This is a genomic window from Enterobacter sp. CPE_E890, assembly GCF_046521475.1.
Lineage (GTDB): Bacteria > Pseudomonadota > Gammaproteobacteria > Enterobacterales > Enterobacteriaceae > Enterobacter > Enterobacter adelaidei.
This window is the reverse complement of record NZ_JBKFZW010000001.1, coordinates 2,295,138-2,310,767: the sequence shown is the minus strand read 5'-3', so window position 1 is coordinate 2,310,767 and position 15,630 is coordinate 2,295,138. Positions and strand designations below refer to the sequence as shown.

Annotated in this window: 9 protein-coding genes and 3 pseudogenes; 8 read left to right on the top strand and 4 right to left on the bottom strand. The window is 55.1% G+C overall.

Annotation, left to right across the window (positions count from 1 at the left end; all coding sequences use genetic code 11):
• The first annotated feature begins 4 nt into the window (after nt 1-4).
• The 6 genes and pseudogenes from paaZ (at nt 5) to ACLHV9_RS11420 (ending at nt 8,574) form a co-directional block, all read left to right on the top strand.
• Nucleotides 5-2,044, top strand: coding sequence for a phenylacetic acid degradation bifunctional protein PaaZ (paaZ, locus tag ACLHV9_RS11445; RefSeq protein WP_407220469.1), 2,040 nt, complete (start codon nt 5-7; stop codon nt 2,042-2,044).
• Nucleotides 2,045-2,209: 165 nt separating this feature from the next.
• Nucleotides 2,210-4,483 (top strand): primary-amine oxidase, encoded by a 2,274-nt coding sequence (gene tynA / locus ACLHV9_RS11440; RefSeq protein ID WP_407220468.1) that lies wholly within the window; start codon nt 2,210-2,212, stop codon nt 4,481-4,483.
• A gap of 165 nt (nt 4,484-4,648) precedes the next feature.
• Nucleotides 4,649-4,873: pseudogene (locus tag ACLHV9_RS11435) on the top strand (MBL fold metallo-hydrolase); the annotation flags it as partial.
• Nucleotides 4,874-4,928: 55 nt separating this feature from the next.
• Nucleotides 4,929-5,625 (top strand): IS1 family transposase gene (locus ACLHV9_RS11430; protein ID WP_407197283.1). Its coding sequence is split into 2 segments (ribosomal slippage): nt 4,929-5,182 and nt 5,181-5,625, totalling 699 coding nucleotides; the frame shifts between segments, so codons are not numbered across the junction.
• A gap of 15 nt (nt 5,626-5,640) precedes the next feature.
• Nucleotides 5,641-7,398: pseudogene (locus ACLHV9_RS11425) on the top strand (alkyl/aryl-sulfatase); the annotation flags it as partial.
• Between the two features lie 69 nt (nt 7,399-7,467).
• Nucleotides 7,468-8,574, top strand: a complete 1,107-nt coding sequence (locus ACLHV9_RS11420) for a diguanylate cyclase (RefSeq protein ID WP_108090015.1) — start codon at nt 7,468-7,470, stop codon at nt 8,572-8,574.
• A 39-nt stretch (nt 8,575-8,613) separates the two neighbouring features.
• Here the strand turns inward: ACLHV9_RS11420 and ACLHV9_RS11415 are convergent, their stop codons facing one another.
• Complete coding sequence (locus ACLHV9_RS11415; RefSeq protein WP_049006774.1) at nt 8,614-10,113, bottom strand: aldehyde dehydrogenase family protein; 1,500 nt, start codon at nt 10,111-10,113, stop codon at nt 8,614-8,616.
• A 241-nt stretch (nt 10,114-10,354) separates the two neighbouring features.
• Here ACLHV9_RS11415 and feaR point away from each other — a divergent pair, with 241 nt between their 5' ends.
• Entirely contained in the window at nt 10,355-11,263 is a 909-nt protein-coding gene (gene feaR / locus ACLHV9_RS11410) for a transcriptional regulator FeaR (protein WP_028017555.1), read from the top strand.
• Here the strand turns inward: feaR and ACLHV9_RS11405 are convergent, their stop codons facing one another.
• From ACLHV9_RS11405 to ACLHV9_RS11395, 3 genes and pseudogenes are all read right to left on the bottom strand, one after another.
• A complete protein-coding gene (locus tag ACLHV9_RS11405) occupies nt 11,264-11,581 on the bottom strand; it encodes a YdbL family protein (RefSeq protein ID WP_410375973.1) in 318 nt (105 codons plus the stop codon).
• 7 nt (nt 11,582-11,588) lie between these two features.
• Nucleotides 11,589-11,780, bottom strand: a complete 192-nt coding sequence (locus ACLHV9_RS11400; protein ID WP_028017557.1) for a YnbE family lipoprotein — start codon at nt 11,778-11,780, stop codon at nt 11,589-11,591.
• Nucleotides 11,777-14,412: pseudogene (locus ACLHV9_RS11395) on the bottom strand (YdbH family protein). The gene ACLHV9_RS11400 and the pseudogene ACLHV9_RS11395 overlap by 4 nt, the downstream one beginning before the upstream one ends.
• A 210-nt stretch (nt 14,413-14,622) precedes the next feature.
• Here ACLHV9_RS11395 and ACLHV9_RS11390 point away from each other — a divergent pair.
• A complete protein-coding gene (locus ACLHV9_RS11390; protein ID WP_028017559.1) occupies nt 14,623-15,612 on the top strand; it encodes a 2-hydroxyacid dehydrogenase in 990 nt (329 codons plus the stop codon).
• Nucleotides 15,613-15,630: the final 18 nt, after the last annotated feature.

Below are 15,630 nucleotides of genomic sequence, written 5' to 3'. Positions count from 1 at the left end.
AGCGATGCAGCAGTTAGCCAGCTTCTTGTCCGGTACCTGGCAGTCTGGTCGGGGCCGCGAACGCACTATTCATCACGCCATCACTGGCGAAGCGCTGTGGAGCGTGACCAGCGAAGGGCTGGATATGGCGGCCGCCCGTCGCTATGCCATTGAGCACGGCGGCGAAGCACTTCACAAAATGACCTTTATCGAACGTGCTGCCATGCTGAAGGCGGTGGCGAAACATCTGCTTAGTCACAAAGAGACGTTTTATGCCCTGTCCGCCCAGACCGGGGCGACAAAGGCAGACAGCTGGGTGGATATTGAAGGCGGTATCGGTACCCTCTTCACCTATGCCAGCCTGGGCAGCCGCGAACTGCCGGATGACACACTGTGGCCTGAGGATGAGTTGATCCCTCTGTCGAAGGAAGGTGGTTTTGCCGCACGCCATGTCCTGACGTCAAAATCGGGCGTAGCGGTTCATATCAACGCCTTTAACTTCCCGTGCTGGGGCATGCTGGAAAAACTGGCACCCACCTGGCTCGCCGGGATGCCTGCCATCATCAAACCCGCTACCGCCACAGCGCAGGTGACCCAGGCGATGGTGAAATCCGTTATCGACAGCGGCCTGGTACCGGACGGCGCCATCAGTCTAATCTGCGGTGGCGCAGGGGATCTGCTGAATCATCTCGACAGCCAGGACGTGGTGACGTTTACCGGCTCCGCCAGTACCGGGCAAAGCCTGCGCGTCCACCCCAATATTGTGGCGAATTCCATTCCCTTCACCATGGAAGCTGACTCCCTGAACTGCTGCGTGCTGGGGGAAGACGTTACGCCAGACCAGCCAGAATTTGCCCTGTTCATTCGGGAAGTCGTCCGTGAAATGACCGCCAAGTCCGGACAAAAATGTACGGCGATCCGCCGCATCATTGTGCCGCAGACGCGGCTCGATGCCGTCAGCCAGGCGCTAATCGCGCGGCTGGAAAAAGTGGTGGTGGGTGACCCGGCGCAGGAAGGGGTAAAAATGGGCGCGCTGGTGAACAGCGAACAGCGTGCGGACGTTCAGGAGAAAGTGGATCAGCTGGTTGCCGCAGGCTGTGAAATCCGCCTGGGGGGCAAAGCGGATTTGCAGGCTACTGGTGCCTTCTTCCCACCGACCCTGCTTTTCTGTCCGCAGCCGGATGAAACACCGGCAGTTCACGCCACTGAAGCCTTTGGTCCGGTTGCGACCCTGATGCCGTATCGCAATGCAGCCCACGCGATGCAGCTTGCCCGCGCGGGCGGTGGAAGCCTGGCCGGGACGCTGGTCACTGCGGATCTGGCAACCGCCCGTCAGTTTATTGCCGGTGCGGCACGCGCTCATGGACGTATTCAGGTCCTCAATGAGGAATCCTCGAAAGAGTCTACCGGCCACGGTTCTCCGCTTCCTCAACTGGTCCACGGTGGTCCAGGTCGCGCGGGCGGCGGTGAAGAGCTGGGTGGCCTGCGCGCAGTGAAGCACTATCTGCAGCGCACCGCCATTCAGGGCAGTCCATCCATGCTGGCTGCCATTGGCAAACAGTGGGTGCGCGGTGCTGACGTGCAGGAAGATCGCGTTCATCCGTTCCGTAAATACTTCGAGGAGTTGCAGCCGGGCGACAGCCTGCTGACGCCGCGTCGTACGCTCACAGAAGCGGATATCGTGAACTTTGCCTGCCTGAGCGGCGATCACTTTTACGCGCACATGGACAAGATTGGCGCGGCAGAGTCAATCTTTGGCGAACGCGTGGTCCACGGTTATTTCCTGATTTCCGCCGCAGCAGGATTGTTCGTTGATGCGGGTGTCGGGCCGGTGATTGCCAACTACGGCATGGAAAACCTGCGCTTTATCGAGCCGGTTAAACCGGGCGATACCATTCAGGTGCGCCTGACCTGCAAACGTAAAACGCTGAAGAAACAACGCACCGCCGAGGAAAAACCGACGGGCGTGGTGGAGTGGGCCGTTGAGATTTTTAACCAGCATCAGCAGGCCGTGGCGCTCTACTCCATTCTGACGCTGGTGGCGCGCCAGCAGGGTGACGCCTGACTCTTTTCTCTCTCGCACGTTGACCGGGGTGTGATGCCACCCCGGTCTTTTTTTAACCTGGCAAGACTGACAAATAATCTGGCAGATGCAGGCAAACGCTTTTCTCAAGCGCCTGTCAGGATAAGGCTGTCACCACACAATAAACACAACAAGATGAGGTCTACGATGGGAAGCAATTCTTCTTTTTCTGCCCGTAGAACGGCACTGGCTATGGCTGTTGCGCTGTGTTGCGCCTGGCAATCTCCTGTTTTCGCTCACGGCAGCGAGGCGCACATGGTCCCGATGGACAAAACGCTGCAGGACTTTGGCGCGGATGTCCAGTGGGATGATTACGCACAACTGTTCACCATCGCGAAAGACGGTGCTTTTGTGAAGGTCAAACCGGGGGCGAAAACCGCTATCGTCAACGGTAAAACCCTCAAGCTGCAGGTACCGGTGGTGATGAAAGGCAAAAAGGCCTTTATCTCTGACACCTTCATCAACGACGTTTTCCAGTCCGGCCTCGACCAGACTTTCCAGGTTGAAAAACGCCCTCACCCGTTAAACGCGCTAACGGCTGACGAAATCAAACAAGCCGTAGAGATCGTCAAAACCTCTGCGGATTTCAAACCGAATACCCGTTTTACCCAGATTGCCCTTGCTGAGCCAGATAAGACCAAAGTGTGGGACTTTGTGCTTAACGGTACGGCAGTGGATTCTCCCCGCCAGGCGAACGTGGTTATGCTCGACGGGAAGCACGTTATCGAAAGCCGGGTGGATCTGAAGGACAAAAAGATCCTGAGCTGGGAACCGGTAAAAGACGCACACGGCATGGTGCTGCTGGATGACTTCACCGCGGTTCAGCAGATCATCAACGAGAGCACTGAGTTTGCAGAGGTGCTTAAAAAACACGGTATCACCGATACGAAGAAAGTGATTACCACGCCGCTGACCGTCGGCTATTTTGACGGTAAAGACGGCCTGAAGCAGGAAGATCGCCTGCTGAAAGTGGTCAGCTACCTGGACGTCGGTGACGGTAACTACTGGGCGCATCCGATTGAAAACCTGGTGGCCGTAGTCGATCTTGAGCAGAAGAAAATCCAGAAAATTGAAGAAGGCGCTGTTATTCCGGTTCCCATGGCTCCGCGTCCGTATGACGGCCGTGACCGTATCGAAACAGCGAAAAAGCCCCTTGAGATCGTCGAGCCAGAAGGCAAGAACTACACCATTACCGGTGATATGGTGCACTGGCAGAACTGGGATTTCCACCTGAGCCTGGATTCCCGCGTCGGCCCGATGATTTCGACTGTGACGTACAACGATAACGGCAAAAAGCGCCAGGTTATGTATCAGGGCTCCTTAGGTGGCATGATCGTCCCTTACGGCGACCCGGACGTGGGCTGGTATTTCAAAGCCTATCTGGATTCCGGCGACTATGGCATGGGCACCCTGACCTCTTCGCTGGTACGGGGGAAAGACGTGCCGTCTAACGCCGTGATGCTCAATGAAACGATCCCGGATTACACCGGTGCGCCAATGGAGATCCCGCGCGCAATCGCCATTTTCGAACGCTACGCCGGGCCAGAATACAAGCATCAGGAGATGGGACAGCCAAACGTTAGCACCGAGCGTCGTGAACTGGTGGTACGTTGGGTGAGTACTGTCGGTAACTACGATTACATCTTCGACTGGGTATTCCATGAAAATGGCACCATTGGAATTGATGCTGGTGCGACGGGTATCGAAGCGGTGAAAGGCGTACTGGCGAAAACCATGCATGACGCCACCGCGAAAGACGACACCAAATACGGCACACTGATCGATCACAACATCGTGGGTACCACCCACCAGCATATCTATAACTTCCGTCTTGATATGGATGTGGATGGCATCAACAATAAACTGGTAGCGATGGATCCGGAGGTTAAACCGAACACCGCCGGTGGCCCGCGCACCAGTACCATGCAGATCAATCAGTACGACATTGATACCGAGCAGCAGGCAGCACAGAAATTCGACCCGGGCACTATTCGCTTGTTAAGCAATACCAGCAAAGAGAACCGCATGGGCAACCCGGTCTCGTACCAGATTATCCCTTACGCGGGCGGTACACACCCTGTAGCGACGGGCGCGAAGTTTGCCCCGGACGAGTGGATTTACCACCGGCTGAGCTTTATGGATAAGCAGCTGTGGGTCACCCGTTACCATCCTGATGAGTTGTACCCGGAAGGGAAATTCCCTAACCGTTCAATCCACGATACGGGCCTGGGGCAGTACAGCAAAGATAATGAGTCACTGAATAACCAGGATGACGTCGTCTGGATGACCACAGGGACAACCCACGTCGCCCGTGCCGAAGAGTGGCCGATCATGCCGACGGAATGGGTACATACTCTGCTTAAACCGTGGAACTTCTTTGACGAGACCCCCACGCTGGGGAAGAAAAAAGACGCTAAATAACATACCGGGCGCAACGCCCGGTTTTTTATTCATTCACTTGCTGAATACCTCTTCCCGATTATAGTTATTCATGCCCTCTTTATTTCCACTGCATCTCTTGAATCACTTTCAGCCAGGACACGACGTTTCTACGTAAGCCGTAATACATCACTGAGAGGTTTTAGGATGAAATTTAATTTGATTGTCAGGAGCCTGGCATTAGCAGGTTTTTTTATTTCCGTCAGTTCTTCATTTGCCGCTGAAGCGCCAAAAGATGCTACAGCAGCAACTCAACAGGCCAATAATGCCCTTTTTAATCAACTTCCTTTCTCTGACAAAACCGATTTTACCGACGCGCATAAAGGTTTTATTGCCCCTCTCCCTCAGGAGGTTATCAAAGGGGAACAAGGGGGTAATGGTGCCAACTTACTGATTTAGTGTATGATGGTGTTTTTGAGGTGCTCCAGTGGCTTCTGTTTCTATCAGCTGTCCCTCCTGTTCAGCTACTGAAGGCGTGGTGCGTAACGGTAAAAGTACTGCCGGACATCAGCGCTATCTCTGCTCTCACTGCCGTAAAACATGGCAGCTACAGTTCACTTACACCGCTTCTCAACCCGGTACGCATCAGAAAATCATTGATATGGCCATGAATGGCGTCGGATGTCGCGCCAGTGCACGCATTATGGGCGTTGGCCTCAACACGATTTTACGTCACTTAAAAACTCAGACCGCAGTCGGTAACCTCACGCATACAACCGGGCAGTGACGTCATTGTTTGCGCGGAAATGGACGAACAGTGGGGTTATGTCGGCGCTAAATCACGCCAGCGCTGGTTGTTTTACGCGTATGACAGGATACGGAGGACGGTTGTGGCGCACGTATTCGGTGAACGCACGTTGTCCACGCTGGAGCGTCTTCTGGGCCTGCTGTCGGCCTTTGAGGTCGTGGTATGGATGACGGATGGCTGGCCGCTTTATGAATCACGCCTGAAGGGAGAACTGCACGTTATCAGCAAGCGATATACGCAGCGCATTGAGCGGCATAACCTGAATCTGAGGCAACATCTGGCAAGGCTGGGCAGGAAGTCACTGTCGTTCTCAAAATCGGTGGAGCTGCATGACAAAGTCATCGGGCATTATCTGAACATAAAACACTATCAGTAAGTTGGAGTCATTACCGAACAAGGGAATGTTATATGGGATCCGCAGCAATATTCGTTTATTAAAGAAGGCGATAAAGCGCCTGATTCCGTCAACCCAAGCTTATGGCGTCAATCACAGCTGATTAATATTAGCGGCCTGTTTGAAGTCACAGACGGGGTATACCAGATCCGTAACCTCGACCTGTCAAATATGACGATTATTGAAGGTAAAGCGGGAATAACGGTCGTTGATCCGCTGGTATCCGCCGAAACCGCTAAAGTCGGGATGGACCTGTATTTTAAACATCGCGGGAAAAAACCGGTCGTGGCTGTTATCTATACCCACAGCCATGTCGACCACTATGGTGGCGTGCGCGGCGTGGTAGATGAAGCCGATGTAAAAGCTGGTAAGGTAAAAATTTACGCCCCGTCCGGTTTTATGGAAGCCGCAGTAGCGGAAAATATCATGGCGGGTAACGTCATGAGCCGCCGCGCCAGTTATATGTACGGCAACCTGCTTAAGCCCGATGCGAAAGGACAAGTTGGTGCAGGCTTGGGTACAACGACCTCTGCCGGTACGGTTACGCTTATCGCTCCGACCAATATCATAGAAAAAGATGGCCAGAAAGAGGTCATTGACGGCCTGACCTATGATTTTATGCTGGCGCCGGGCTCTGAAGCACCATCAGAGATGCTCTGGTTCATCGAAGAGAAAAAACTGATCGAATCAGCAGAAGATGTCACCCACACGCTGCATAACACTTACTCCCTGCGCGGCGCGAAAATTCGCGAGCCGTTACCGTGGTCGAAATACATCAACCAGGCGATCGTACGCTGGGGCGACAAAGCCGAAATTATTATGGCGCAACACCACTGGCCAACCTGGGGTAACGAAAATGTGGTCAAGCTGTTGAAGAGCCAGCGCGATCTTTATCGTTACATCAACGACCAGACACTACGTATGGCGAACGAAGGCCAGACGCGTGACGAGATCGCCGCCAACTTTAAGCTCCCGGATTCGCTGGCGCACACCTGGGCTAACCGGGGCTACTATGGCTCCGTCAGCCATGACGTGAAAGCCACCTATGTCCTCTATCTTGGCTGGTTCGATGGCAACCCAGCGACGCTGGATGAACTGCCACCTGAAGAGGGAGCGAAGAAATTCGTTGAGTACATGGGTGGTGCTGACGCCATCCTGAACAAAGCCAAAACGGACTTTGACCAGGGGAATTATCGCTGGGTTGCACAGGTCGTGAGCAAAGTGGTCTTTGCCGATCCGAATAATCAGGCGGCACGTAACCTGGAAGCAGATGCGCTGGAGCAGCTCGGTTATCAGGCCGAATCTGGCCCGTGGCGTAACTTCTACCTGACCGGTGCTCAAGAGCTGCGTAACGGCGTGGTGAAAGGCCCGACGCCGAATACCGCCAGCCCGGATACCGTGCGGGCAATGACGCCAGAGATGTTCTTCGACTATCTGGCTGTGCATATCAATGGCGAAAAAGCCGGTACTGCCAAATCCGTGTTCAACATTGATTTAGGCAGCGATGGCGGAAAGTATAAACTTGAGCTGGAAAACGGCGTGTTGAACCATACGGCTAACGCCGAGGCGAAGGACGCTGACGCCACGCTGACCCTGAACCGTGATACGCTGAACAAAATTATCCTGAAAGAAGTGACGCTGAAACAGGCGCAGGATAGCGGCGATATTAAGATCACCGGCGATAGCGCGAAGCTGGATGCGATGCTGGGATATATGGATAATTTTGAATTCTGGTTTAACATTGTGACACCGTAACACATCACCTGATGGGCGGTAACCCCGCCCATTTTTCTCCCGCTCCTTTCGATACGGAAATCCCCCTTGATAGAAAAAAGACGCAATACACCACCCGAGCTAGCCACCTGGCCCACCCGAAAATCCATGGTGCACCATGGCCTGGCGATGAATCTACCTTGGCTGGCTTTCGTAAACGTGAGCTTTGCGCTGATGCTCCTGCTGCGCAACGTCTTGTTCGGTAACATCGACAGCCAGGTCGGTGCAACGAAATACCTAACGATGATGGTCGATACCTCAATGCTGGGGGTCATTATCCTTTCAACTGCGCTGATGGTTATGGCCTGGCGACGTATCGTCGGGATCAGTGTCGTGCTGTTTATCTGCAGCCTGCTGTGGTCACTGTGTAGTTATTTGTTGATCACGGTTGTTCAGCTTCCTCACGCCTGGCCAATCTTCGTGATTCTGTTGCTCGCGGGAATGACCGCGCTCTATTTTCACCCGTCGGGGCTGCTCTCTTTTGTCCTGCCGCTCTGGATCGCCCTGCCGTCTGCAAGCATCGCCCTGAACCAGAGCGTTAACCTACGCTTTGCCGTGATCTGGGTGGTATTCACCCTGATCCTGATTTGCGGGCGCTTTATCCTCCTGAACTGGTTCGAAGAAGCCTGGCGACGTAACCAGCAGAATCAGCGACTCATTCTGCGGCTGGATGCGCTGGCGCATCTGGATGCGTTAACCCAGACGGCAAACCGCCGGGCCATGGAAACCGTGCTGGAAAACGCGGTTGATCAGAAAAAAGCCTTCTCGCTGATTATGCTGGATGTCGACTATTTCAAACTTTACAACGACACTTATGGCCACCAGGCGGGTGACGACTGCCTGGCGCAGGTAGCGCAGGTGCTGAAAAAATCAGTACGTACACCTCACGACGTTGTTTCTCGCTACGGTGGTGAAGAGTTTGTAGTGATCCTGTTTGACTGTCCGGAGAACATGGCAGAACAGGTTGCTCTACGCATTCAGGAGGGGTTGTATTCAGCCGCGATACCGCACAGTGGTTCGAAGGTTAGCGGGGTTGTCACCGCCAGCATGGGGATTGCGGGAATGGAGGACGGTCTGGCGGGTCCCGAGATCATCGCCCGGGCTGACGCGGCGCTGTATCGGGCGAAAGAGGCCGGGCGGGATCGGTGGTCCCGTTAATAAAGCCGGGTGAGGCGTAGCCGCCACCCGGCTTGTTTTTTAATACCGCACGCACACCGACTTCGTTTCGCACCAGCCGTCCAGCCAGTCCGGGCCAAAGTCACGTCCGGTGCCAGACTGTTTCATCCCGCCGAACGGCAGGTTAGCGTCGATCAGCGTATGGCTGTTTACCCAGACGGTACCAGCCTGCAGCCTGTCGGTATATTCCAGCGCCTTGCTGATATTCTGCGTCCAGACGCTGGCCGTCAGGCCATACTCGGTGTCGTTTGCCAGCTGGAGCGCCTCTTCACCATCGGCCACTCGCACCAGGTTGACCACAGGGCCAAATACCTCTTCACGAGTGAGCCTCAGCGCGGCATCCGGGTTCACCACCAGCGTTGGTGAAACGTAATAGCCTTTACCTTCCGGCCCACGGTTGCCGGCGATCAGTTCCGCATGACGGGACTTCGCTTCATCGAGGAAAGTCTGCACCTTGTCGCAATGCGCACGCGAAACCAGCGGGTTAATAAAGGCTTCCGGCGACATGCCCGGCCCGACGCTCAGCGATTTCACCGCCTGTTCAAACCCGCTGACCAGCGTGTCAAACAGCGGTGCTTCAATATAGATACGGGAACTCGCCGCACAGACCTGTCCCTGGTTCAGGAAGCTGCCGGTCATCAGACCTTCAATCACCCAGGCAGGGTCAGCATCTTTCAACACGATGGCCGGGTTTTTCCCGCCCAGTTCCAGGGTCACCCCGGTTAACGTGTCCGCCGCCGTGCGGGCAATTTGCTTACCCGTTGCCGTTGAACCGGTAAAACTCACTTTCGCAATGTGAGGATGCGAGGTCAACGCTGCGCCACACACCGCGCCGCTACCGGTTACGACGTTGAACACCCCGTCCGGGATGCCCGCTTCGCTGGCCAGCTCCGCCACGCGCAGCATGGTCAGCGGCGTGGTTTCTGAGGGTTTAATCACAATGGAACAGCCCGCGGCCAGCGCAGGCATCACTTTCCACATCCCGATCATTAGTGGGAAGTTCCAGGGTACAATTCCGGCCACCACGCCAACCGGCTCTTTGCGCGTCCACGCCTGGTAGCGGGCCCCCTGTGGCAATGGGATAGAGAGATCCAGCGTTTTGCCAGCGATCTTCGTGGTCAACCCGGCGGTATAGCGCATCCAGTTCAGGGTGCAACCTACTTCAAAAGCGCGGGAAATGTTAATGGATTTGCCCTGCTCCAGCGTTTCAAGCTGAGCCAGCTCCTCACTGTGCTGCTCAACCAGATCGGCAAAATGGAGCAAGATCCGCTCGCGTTCCGCCGGTAATTTTCCGGCCCAGCTGCGGGCAACAAACGCGCGCCAGCCGGACATCACGGCGCGGTCAACATCGTCAACGCTGGCATCGGCAGTCGAGGCAATCACCTCGCCCGTGGCCGGGTTGTAGACATTCAGCCGTTTTTCACTGTCTGATGCGGCCTGACGCCCTTCGATCCACAGGCCATGATGTCGGTCTAAAAACTGCTGCACAGCAGGTTGGATTGCCACCAGTGATTCAGACATAGGGTACTCCTTCGTTATTATTCGTCGGGTGTTGATCCAGTCTAAGAGGGGTTTCGCATTCTCGCTTTTGTCTGTGTGACATTCGCTTTGCCACCTGTGACAGGCTCCGCAAATCGTGATAATTCCGCCTTATATCACTGTTCCCGGTGAGTGTTCTTTCCTATAGTCAGCCTCATAGCTCTGACAAAATGCAACACAAATGCAACAATGCGAAAACGTTGACGGCGCAGTGAGAGAAACGATGGCGTGTGCAAGCGAGCAGGAACAGTATCAGCAGTGGCTGGCGCAAATTAACCAGGTTTGCGGGCGCTTTAACGCGCGTCCTCTGGAGGGAAAATTCTTCGGCGAACTGGAAACCAGCTACGCGCGCAGCCTGAAGCTCAGTACCGTTACCGCAGGCGGCGTGAATCTGTTTCGTTCTCGCCAGGAGATCGCTCAGAGTAATGATGCCTGGTTCTATACCGTGTTCCAGCTTGAAGGCAGCGCAGAAATTGAGCAGGATGACCGGCGCTCTGTGCTAAAAACCGGTGATATCACGCTGCTTGACGCATCCCGCCCCTGCTCAATCAACTGGCAGGAAAAATCCCGCCAAATCTCGCTGCTGGTACCCCGTCAGATCATTGAGCAGCAGTGTCGGTTTCAGGAGATCAACTGCGCGCTCACCCTTTCCCGTTCGTTGCCAACGGTACAGCTGAGTCATCGTCTGTTAATGGACAGTATGAACAATGCCGATCTGAGTGACCGGGAGAGTGAAGCCGCGCTCGAAGCGATGGTCTGCCTGCTGCGCCCCGCTTTCCAACAGCGGGAGTTGATTCAGCCGCGTAAGGAACGCCAGTTCCAGCACGTGGTGGCACTGATCGACGATCATATTCAGTCTGAATCTCTGCGTCCGGAATGGATTGCCGCCGAGAGCGGTATGTCCGTGCGCAGCCTCTACCGCATGTTTGCCGAGAAAGGGCTGGTGGTGGCGCAGTACATTAAAAACCGTCGTCTGGATCTGTGCGCGCAGGTGTTGCGTTCTACCAGTGATGACGAAAAGCTGGCGGGGATTGGCTACAGCTGGGGATTTACCGACCATAGCCATTTTTCCACGGCGTTTAAGCAGCGTTTTGGCGTCTCGCCAGGTGAATACCGCAAGCGCTACCGCTAACTATTTTTTCAGCCATTTTCCGTTAATGCCCTTCACATACTCGCCGGGTTGAGCACGGGCAATCAGTTTTTGTCCCGCCATTTTCGCCACTTCATCGACCGGTAAATTATTGCTGTCAGCCAGCTTCTGGTAGTTTTCCGTGCGCGCCGCATTGATACGGTTAACCAGCGCCAGCGTTTCCGCATCCTGTTGGATCGGGGCAAGATACCCGCTCAGGGTTTCCCCTACGCGCCCCTGCGCCCGGGCATCATTTAAGGTGGGCGCGGCCGCCTGCACGTTCATCCCCAGTGCCAGTAAAATCAGAGCTAATCGTTTCATGGCGTCCTCAGAACAGATCGCTGCGCGATTTCAGCAGAGTTTCAACGTCTTTATCGACCTTAATGTGGATCTCATGTTCGATTTTGACATTCATATTGATGGTAATCGGCTCTTTCGGTGCCGCGACTTCAATGCGCGGCGTACAGCCACTCAGTAGCGCGACAACGGCAACGGTGAGTACACCAGCCATCTTTTTCATTGTTGTTCCTCACTTTCCTTGCCAGTCGAACTGCGGGGACCGGGTATCGCCGCGTGTTGCTCAAACCAGGTTTGCAGGTTGTCTCCAAAACGCAGGCTGCGCCAGAGGGTAAAGACATTCTCGTCATGGGTATAGTTCAGGTTGACGGTGCTGCTTTTGCCATCGACACGGCTGGTCCCCTTGATGGTGGCCTGCATGGTTAATTGCCCCAGGTTATCTAAATTGATTCTCGTCCACGAACGCGAAATTTCCATATAGCGGAGCCAGTTAATCGCGGCGCCCGCGACCATATTATCGTTCACAATGGCGTCTGCGGTATCTTTGTCGATACGCAGCGTCATGGGCCCGGGGTTGCTCAGCCAGCCATCTTTGATGATCCATTTTTCATTGTCCAGCCAGAACGGCAGCGCCCCGCTGACCGGCCCCGACATGGCAAACTGTTTCGGATTGACGGCGCTAATCAGCTCGCTGGAAGAGATATTATCTACGCGCAGCAAGGCCGGATCGTGCTGCGGCATCCTCAGCTGCTGCATGGTGATCTTCCCGCCGAGGGTTTCCACCTTCACGTTGGTGAGCAGAAGCGGATTGTCCTCCGTCCAGGGATAATCCCCCTGTAAGTCGGCGGTGATGTTGCGCGCGGTCACCAGGTTTTCCACTTCATCTATGCGCAACGTGACCGGGCCGCGCGTGCCCAGGGACCAGGTCCCTTCGCTGAAGCGGAACGGCAGCACAAAATCGACGCCGTTGACCTGGTTATCAGGCATCCAGGCGCTGCCGGATTTCAGCACGCCGTGCCCACCGGCTTCAAAGCCCTGATCGGCCGCCGCCGAGAAGGCGACCTGCGCATAGAGTTCCCCGTCACGCAGCGTCATTTTCCAGTCCGGTGGTATCAGCGGCTGAAATACGGTAAGCGACTGTTTCGGCCACCAGGCCTGCCCGCGAAGACGCTCCCCATCCCATCGACCATTTACCTGTACCGGGCCAATTTTGTCTGCATGGAGGTCGCCCTTGAACTGGAAAATCGTTGGGTCTGTTCCGTCGACGCTAAAGGTCAGTACTGAGGGCGGTAACACGCTCCCGCCGGAGAAGCGGGTTTGTCCCGCGTTGAACGCCAGCGCGCCGCTGAAGGTGGGTTTTTCGTGGTCACGGAACCAGCGCACCGGTTGATCCAGCACCAGACGCGGCTTGCTGACTTCCATCGTACCGTACTGAAGTTTGTCAAAACCGGTGGAGAGCGCAGTTAGCTCAATGAGGTTGTCACGCCATTCGCCTTTCCCGGCGACATCCCAGCGCGCATTCATCGGCGTAAAGCCCCCTTTTCCCCAGTAGCGCCACTGCCACAGACCGTTGTCGGGTAAAAAGTCGTTGGCCTGGCCGTCCAGGTGGAGCTCAAAATCGCCCATTTCGTTTTCATGGGCCCGCAGAATGGCCTGCAAACGGCCATCAACACCCTTTTGCGTGAGCTTGACGCCCGCCAGTGGCCAGCGAATTTCATCAATATTGAGGGAGTTAATAATGCGTCCGCGTGAACGAAGCAGCGCCCCCGGCTCAAAGGAAAGCTGAGGTTCATACAGGCTTCCGGTCAGTTTTGCCGGCAGTCTGGCGTAGAGAATAAGGTCGTTTTGTTTCGCCTCACCGCTCAGATACAGCGGCATGTCGCTGTTTTCCATACTGAGCCTGCCCGGCCCAAGGTTCAGAACCGCGTTGCCTTTCCCTGCATCACCTTGGGTAAGCACATTGAGACGTCCGGAAAAGGTAGCTTTCTCCAGTCCCTGTTGCCAGTTGTCGACTCGCAGGCCAACTCGCCCGCTCAGCGGCATACCGGAGAGGTCCCAGTTCCAGCGTCCGTCACTGATATTCAGCTGTTCTGCCGTGATCTGCCACGGGAGGTCGAGCAGCGGGTCGGGGTTATCGCGCGCCATCACCACCAGTTGTCCCTGATTTTCCTCCCAGTCCAGATCGGCATCGACCAATGAGGTGAGCTGTGGCACGTTAAAGGTCGCGACCGCGTGGCCTTTAACCGGTACCCCATCGGGAACCAGCGGCAGAGTGAACTCGCCCACCAGTTTTATGGGCTGAGGCCGATCGGGAAGCTGTACATCGAACTGGCTGACGGAGAGCAACTGTCCACGAAGTTTCCCTTTAATGCTGACCTGCTCGCCTTTATAGGTAATCTCCTGGCTGGCGTCAGCGAGGCATAAAGCTCGCCCTGCCATTGTTGCCAGGGCGAGAGCGTCAGGCGATGAACGGTAAGCCAGGTCTTCGGTAAAACCGCCTGCCACTGTGCCAGCGTTTTGGGCGCAACCGTTGAGGGTGCAGACTGAGGGATTTTGCTTAAACACGCGGAATTAAGCTCGAGCGCACCGATATCCAGTTTCCAGCGACTGGGACGTGACAGCGTCACGTTATCGACCCGGGCAATCTCACAGTCTTCAACCAGATAGCGAACATCGGGAATGACCAGTGCGTGACGGGTGATTTTGGGGCTTTGTTCAAAGGCGATACGTGTCCCGACGGGTAGCCAGATACCGGCAAGCGTTGGAACCCACTGGGCGAGCGTCATCAGCAGCGTCAGCGGCAAGAGGATGAACAGCAGTAAAAGCGCAATTGCGGCTTTGTATTTACCCTTCATGGGCAGTTAATATCCTGATTTAGCGAAAGAATTAAGCCGACATTGCCGATCATTGTCGCATGTTTAGCCAGTCAGTTGAAGGGAATGCCATTTTTAAGGATAGATGCTCTAGAATAATTGATAGAACTTATTGAATTCAATAATATTTCAAAAATTGTAAGATAATTTTAATCATGCTAACGTGAATGCAAAATCACTGGAGAAAGTCTTATGAAACTCGCGGTATATAGCACAAAGCAGTACGACAAAAAGTATCTGCAACATGTTAACGAGGCTTACGGGTTTGAGCTTGAATTTTTCGACTTTCTGCTGTCCGAAAAAACCGCCAAAACGGCGCACGGCTGCGAAGGCGTCTGCATTTTTGTGAACGATGACGGCAGTCGTCCGGTGCTGGAAGAGTTGAAAAAACAGGGGGTGAAATACATCGCTCTGCGCTGCGCGGGTTTTAACAACGTTGACCTCGACGCGGCGAAAGAGCTGGGTCTGAAGGTGGTTCGCGTGCCGGCGTACTCACCGGAAGCGGTCGCGGAACATGCGATTGGCATGATGATGTCGCTCAACCGTCGTATTCACCGCGCTTATCAGCGCACCCGTGATGCTAACTTCTCGCTGGAAGGACTGACCGGCTTTACCATGTACGGCAAAACCGCCGGCGTGATCGGCACCGGTAAAATTGGCGTCGCCGCCCTGCGCATTCTGAAAGGCTTCGGCATGCGTCTGCTGGCATTTGATCCCTACCCAAGCGCTGCGGCGCTGGAACTGGGCGTCGAATACGTCGACCTGCCAACCCTGTTCTCACAGTCTGACGTGATCTCCCTGCACTGCCCGCTGACGCCGGAAAACTACCACCTGCTGAACCAGGCGGCATTTGACCAGATGAAAGATGGCGTGATGATCATCAACACCAGCCGCGGTGGGTTGGTTGACTCTCAGGCCGCCATCGAAGCGCTGAAAACGCAGAAGATTGGCGCGCTGGGGATGGACGTGTATGAAAACGAGCGCGATCTGTTCTTTGAAGACAAGTCTAATGATGTGATCCAGGACGACGTGTTCCGCCGCCTGTCTGCCTGTCATAACGTGCTGTTTACCGGACACCAGGCGTTTCTGACTGCCGAAGCGCTGATCAGCATTTCGGAAACCACGCTGGGGAATCTACTGCAGCTGGAAAAGGGCGAAGCGTGCCCTAACGAACTGGCATAAGCCTAGCGCCGGGTGGCG

What these genes read in the sequence shown, in the direction of transcription:
- paaZ (WP_407220469.1), top strand. Translation starts at nt 5, where the DNA reads ATGCAGCAGTTAGCCAGCTTCTTGTCCGGTACCTGGCAGTCTGGTCGG.
- tynA (WP_407220468.1), top strand. Translation starts at nt 2,210, where the DNA reads ATGGGAAGCAATTCTTCTTTTTCTGCCCGTAGAACGGCACTGGCTATG.
- ACLHV9_RS11415 (WP_049006774.1), bottom strand. Translation starts at nt 10,113, where the DNA reads ATGTCTGAATCACTGGTGGCAATCCAACCTGCTGTGCAGCAGTTTTTA.
- feaR (WP_028017555.1), top strand. Translation starts at nt 10,355, where the DNA reads ATGGCGTGTGCAAGCGAGCAGGAACAGTATCAGCAGTGGCTGGCGCAA.
- ACLHV9_RS11405 (WP_410375973.1), bottom strand. Translation starts at nt 11,581, where the DNA reads ATGAAACGATTAGCTCTGATTTTACTGGCACTGGGGATGAACGTGCAG.
- ACLHV9_RS11400 (WP_028017557.1), bottom strand. Translation starts at nt 11,780, where the DNA reads ATGAAAAAGATGGCTGGTGTACTCACCGTTGCCGTTGTCGCGCTACTG.
- ACLHV9_RS11390 (WP_028017559.1), top strand. Translation starts at nt 14,623, where the DNA reads ATGAAACTCGCGGTATATAGCACAAAGCAGTACGACAAAAAGTATCTG.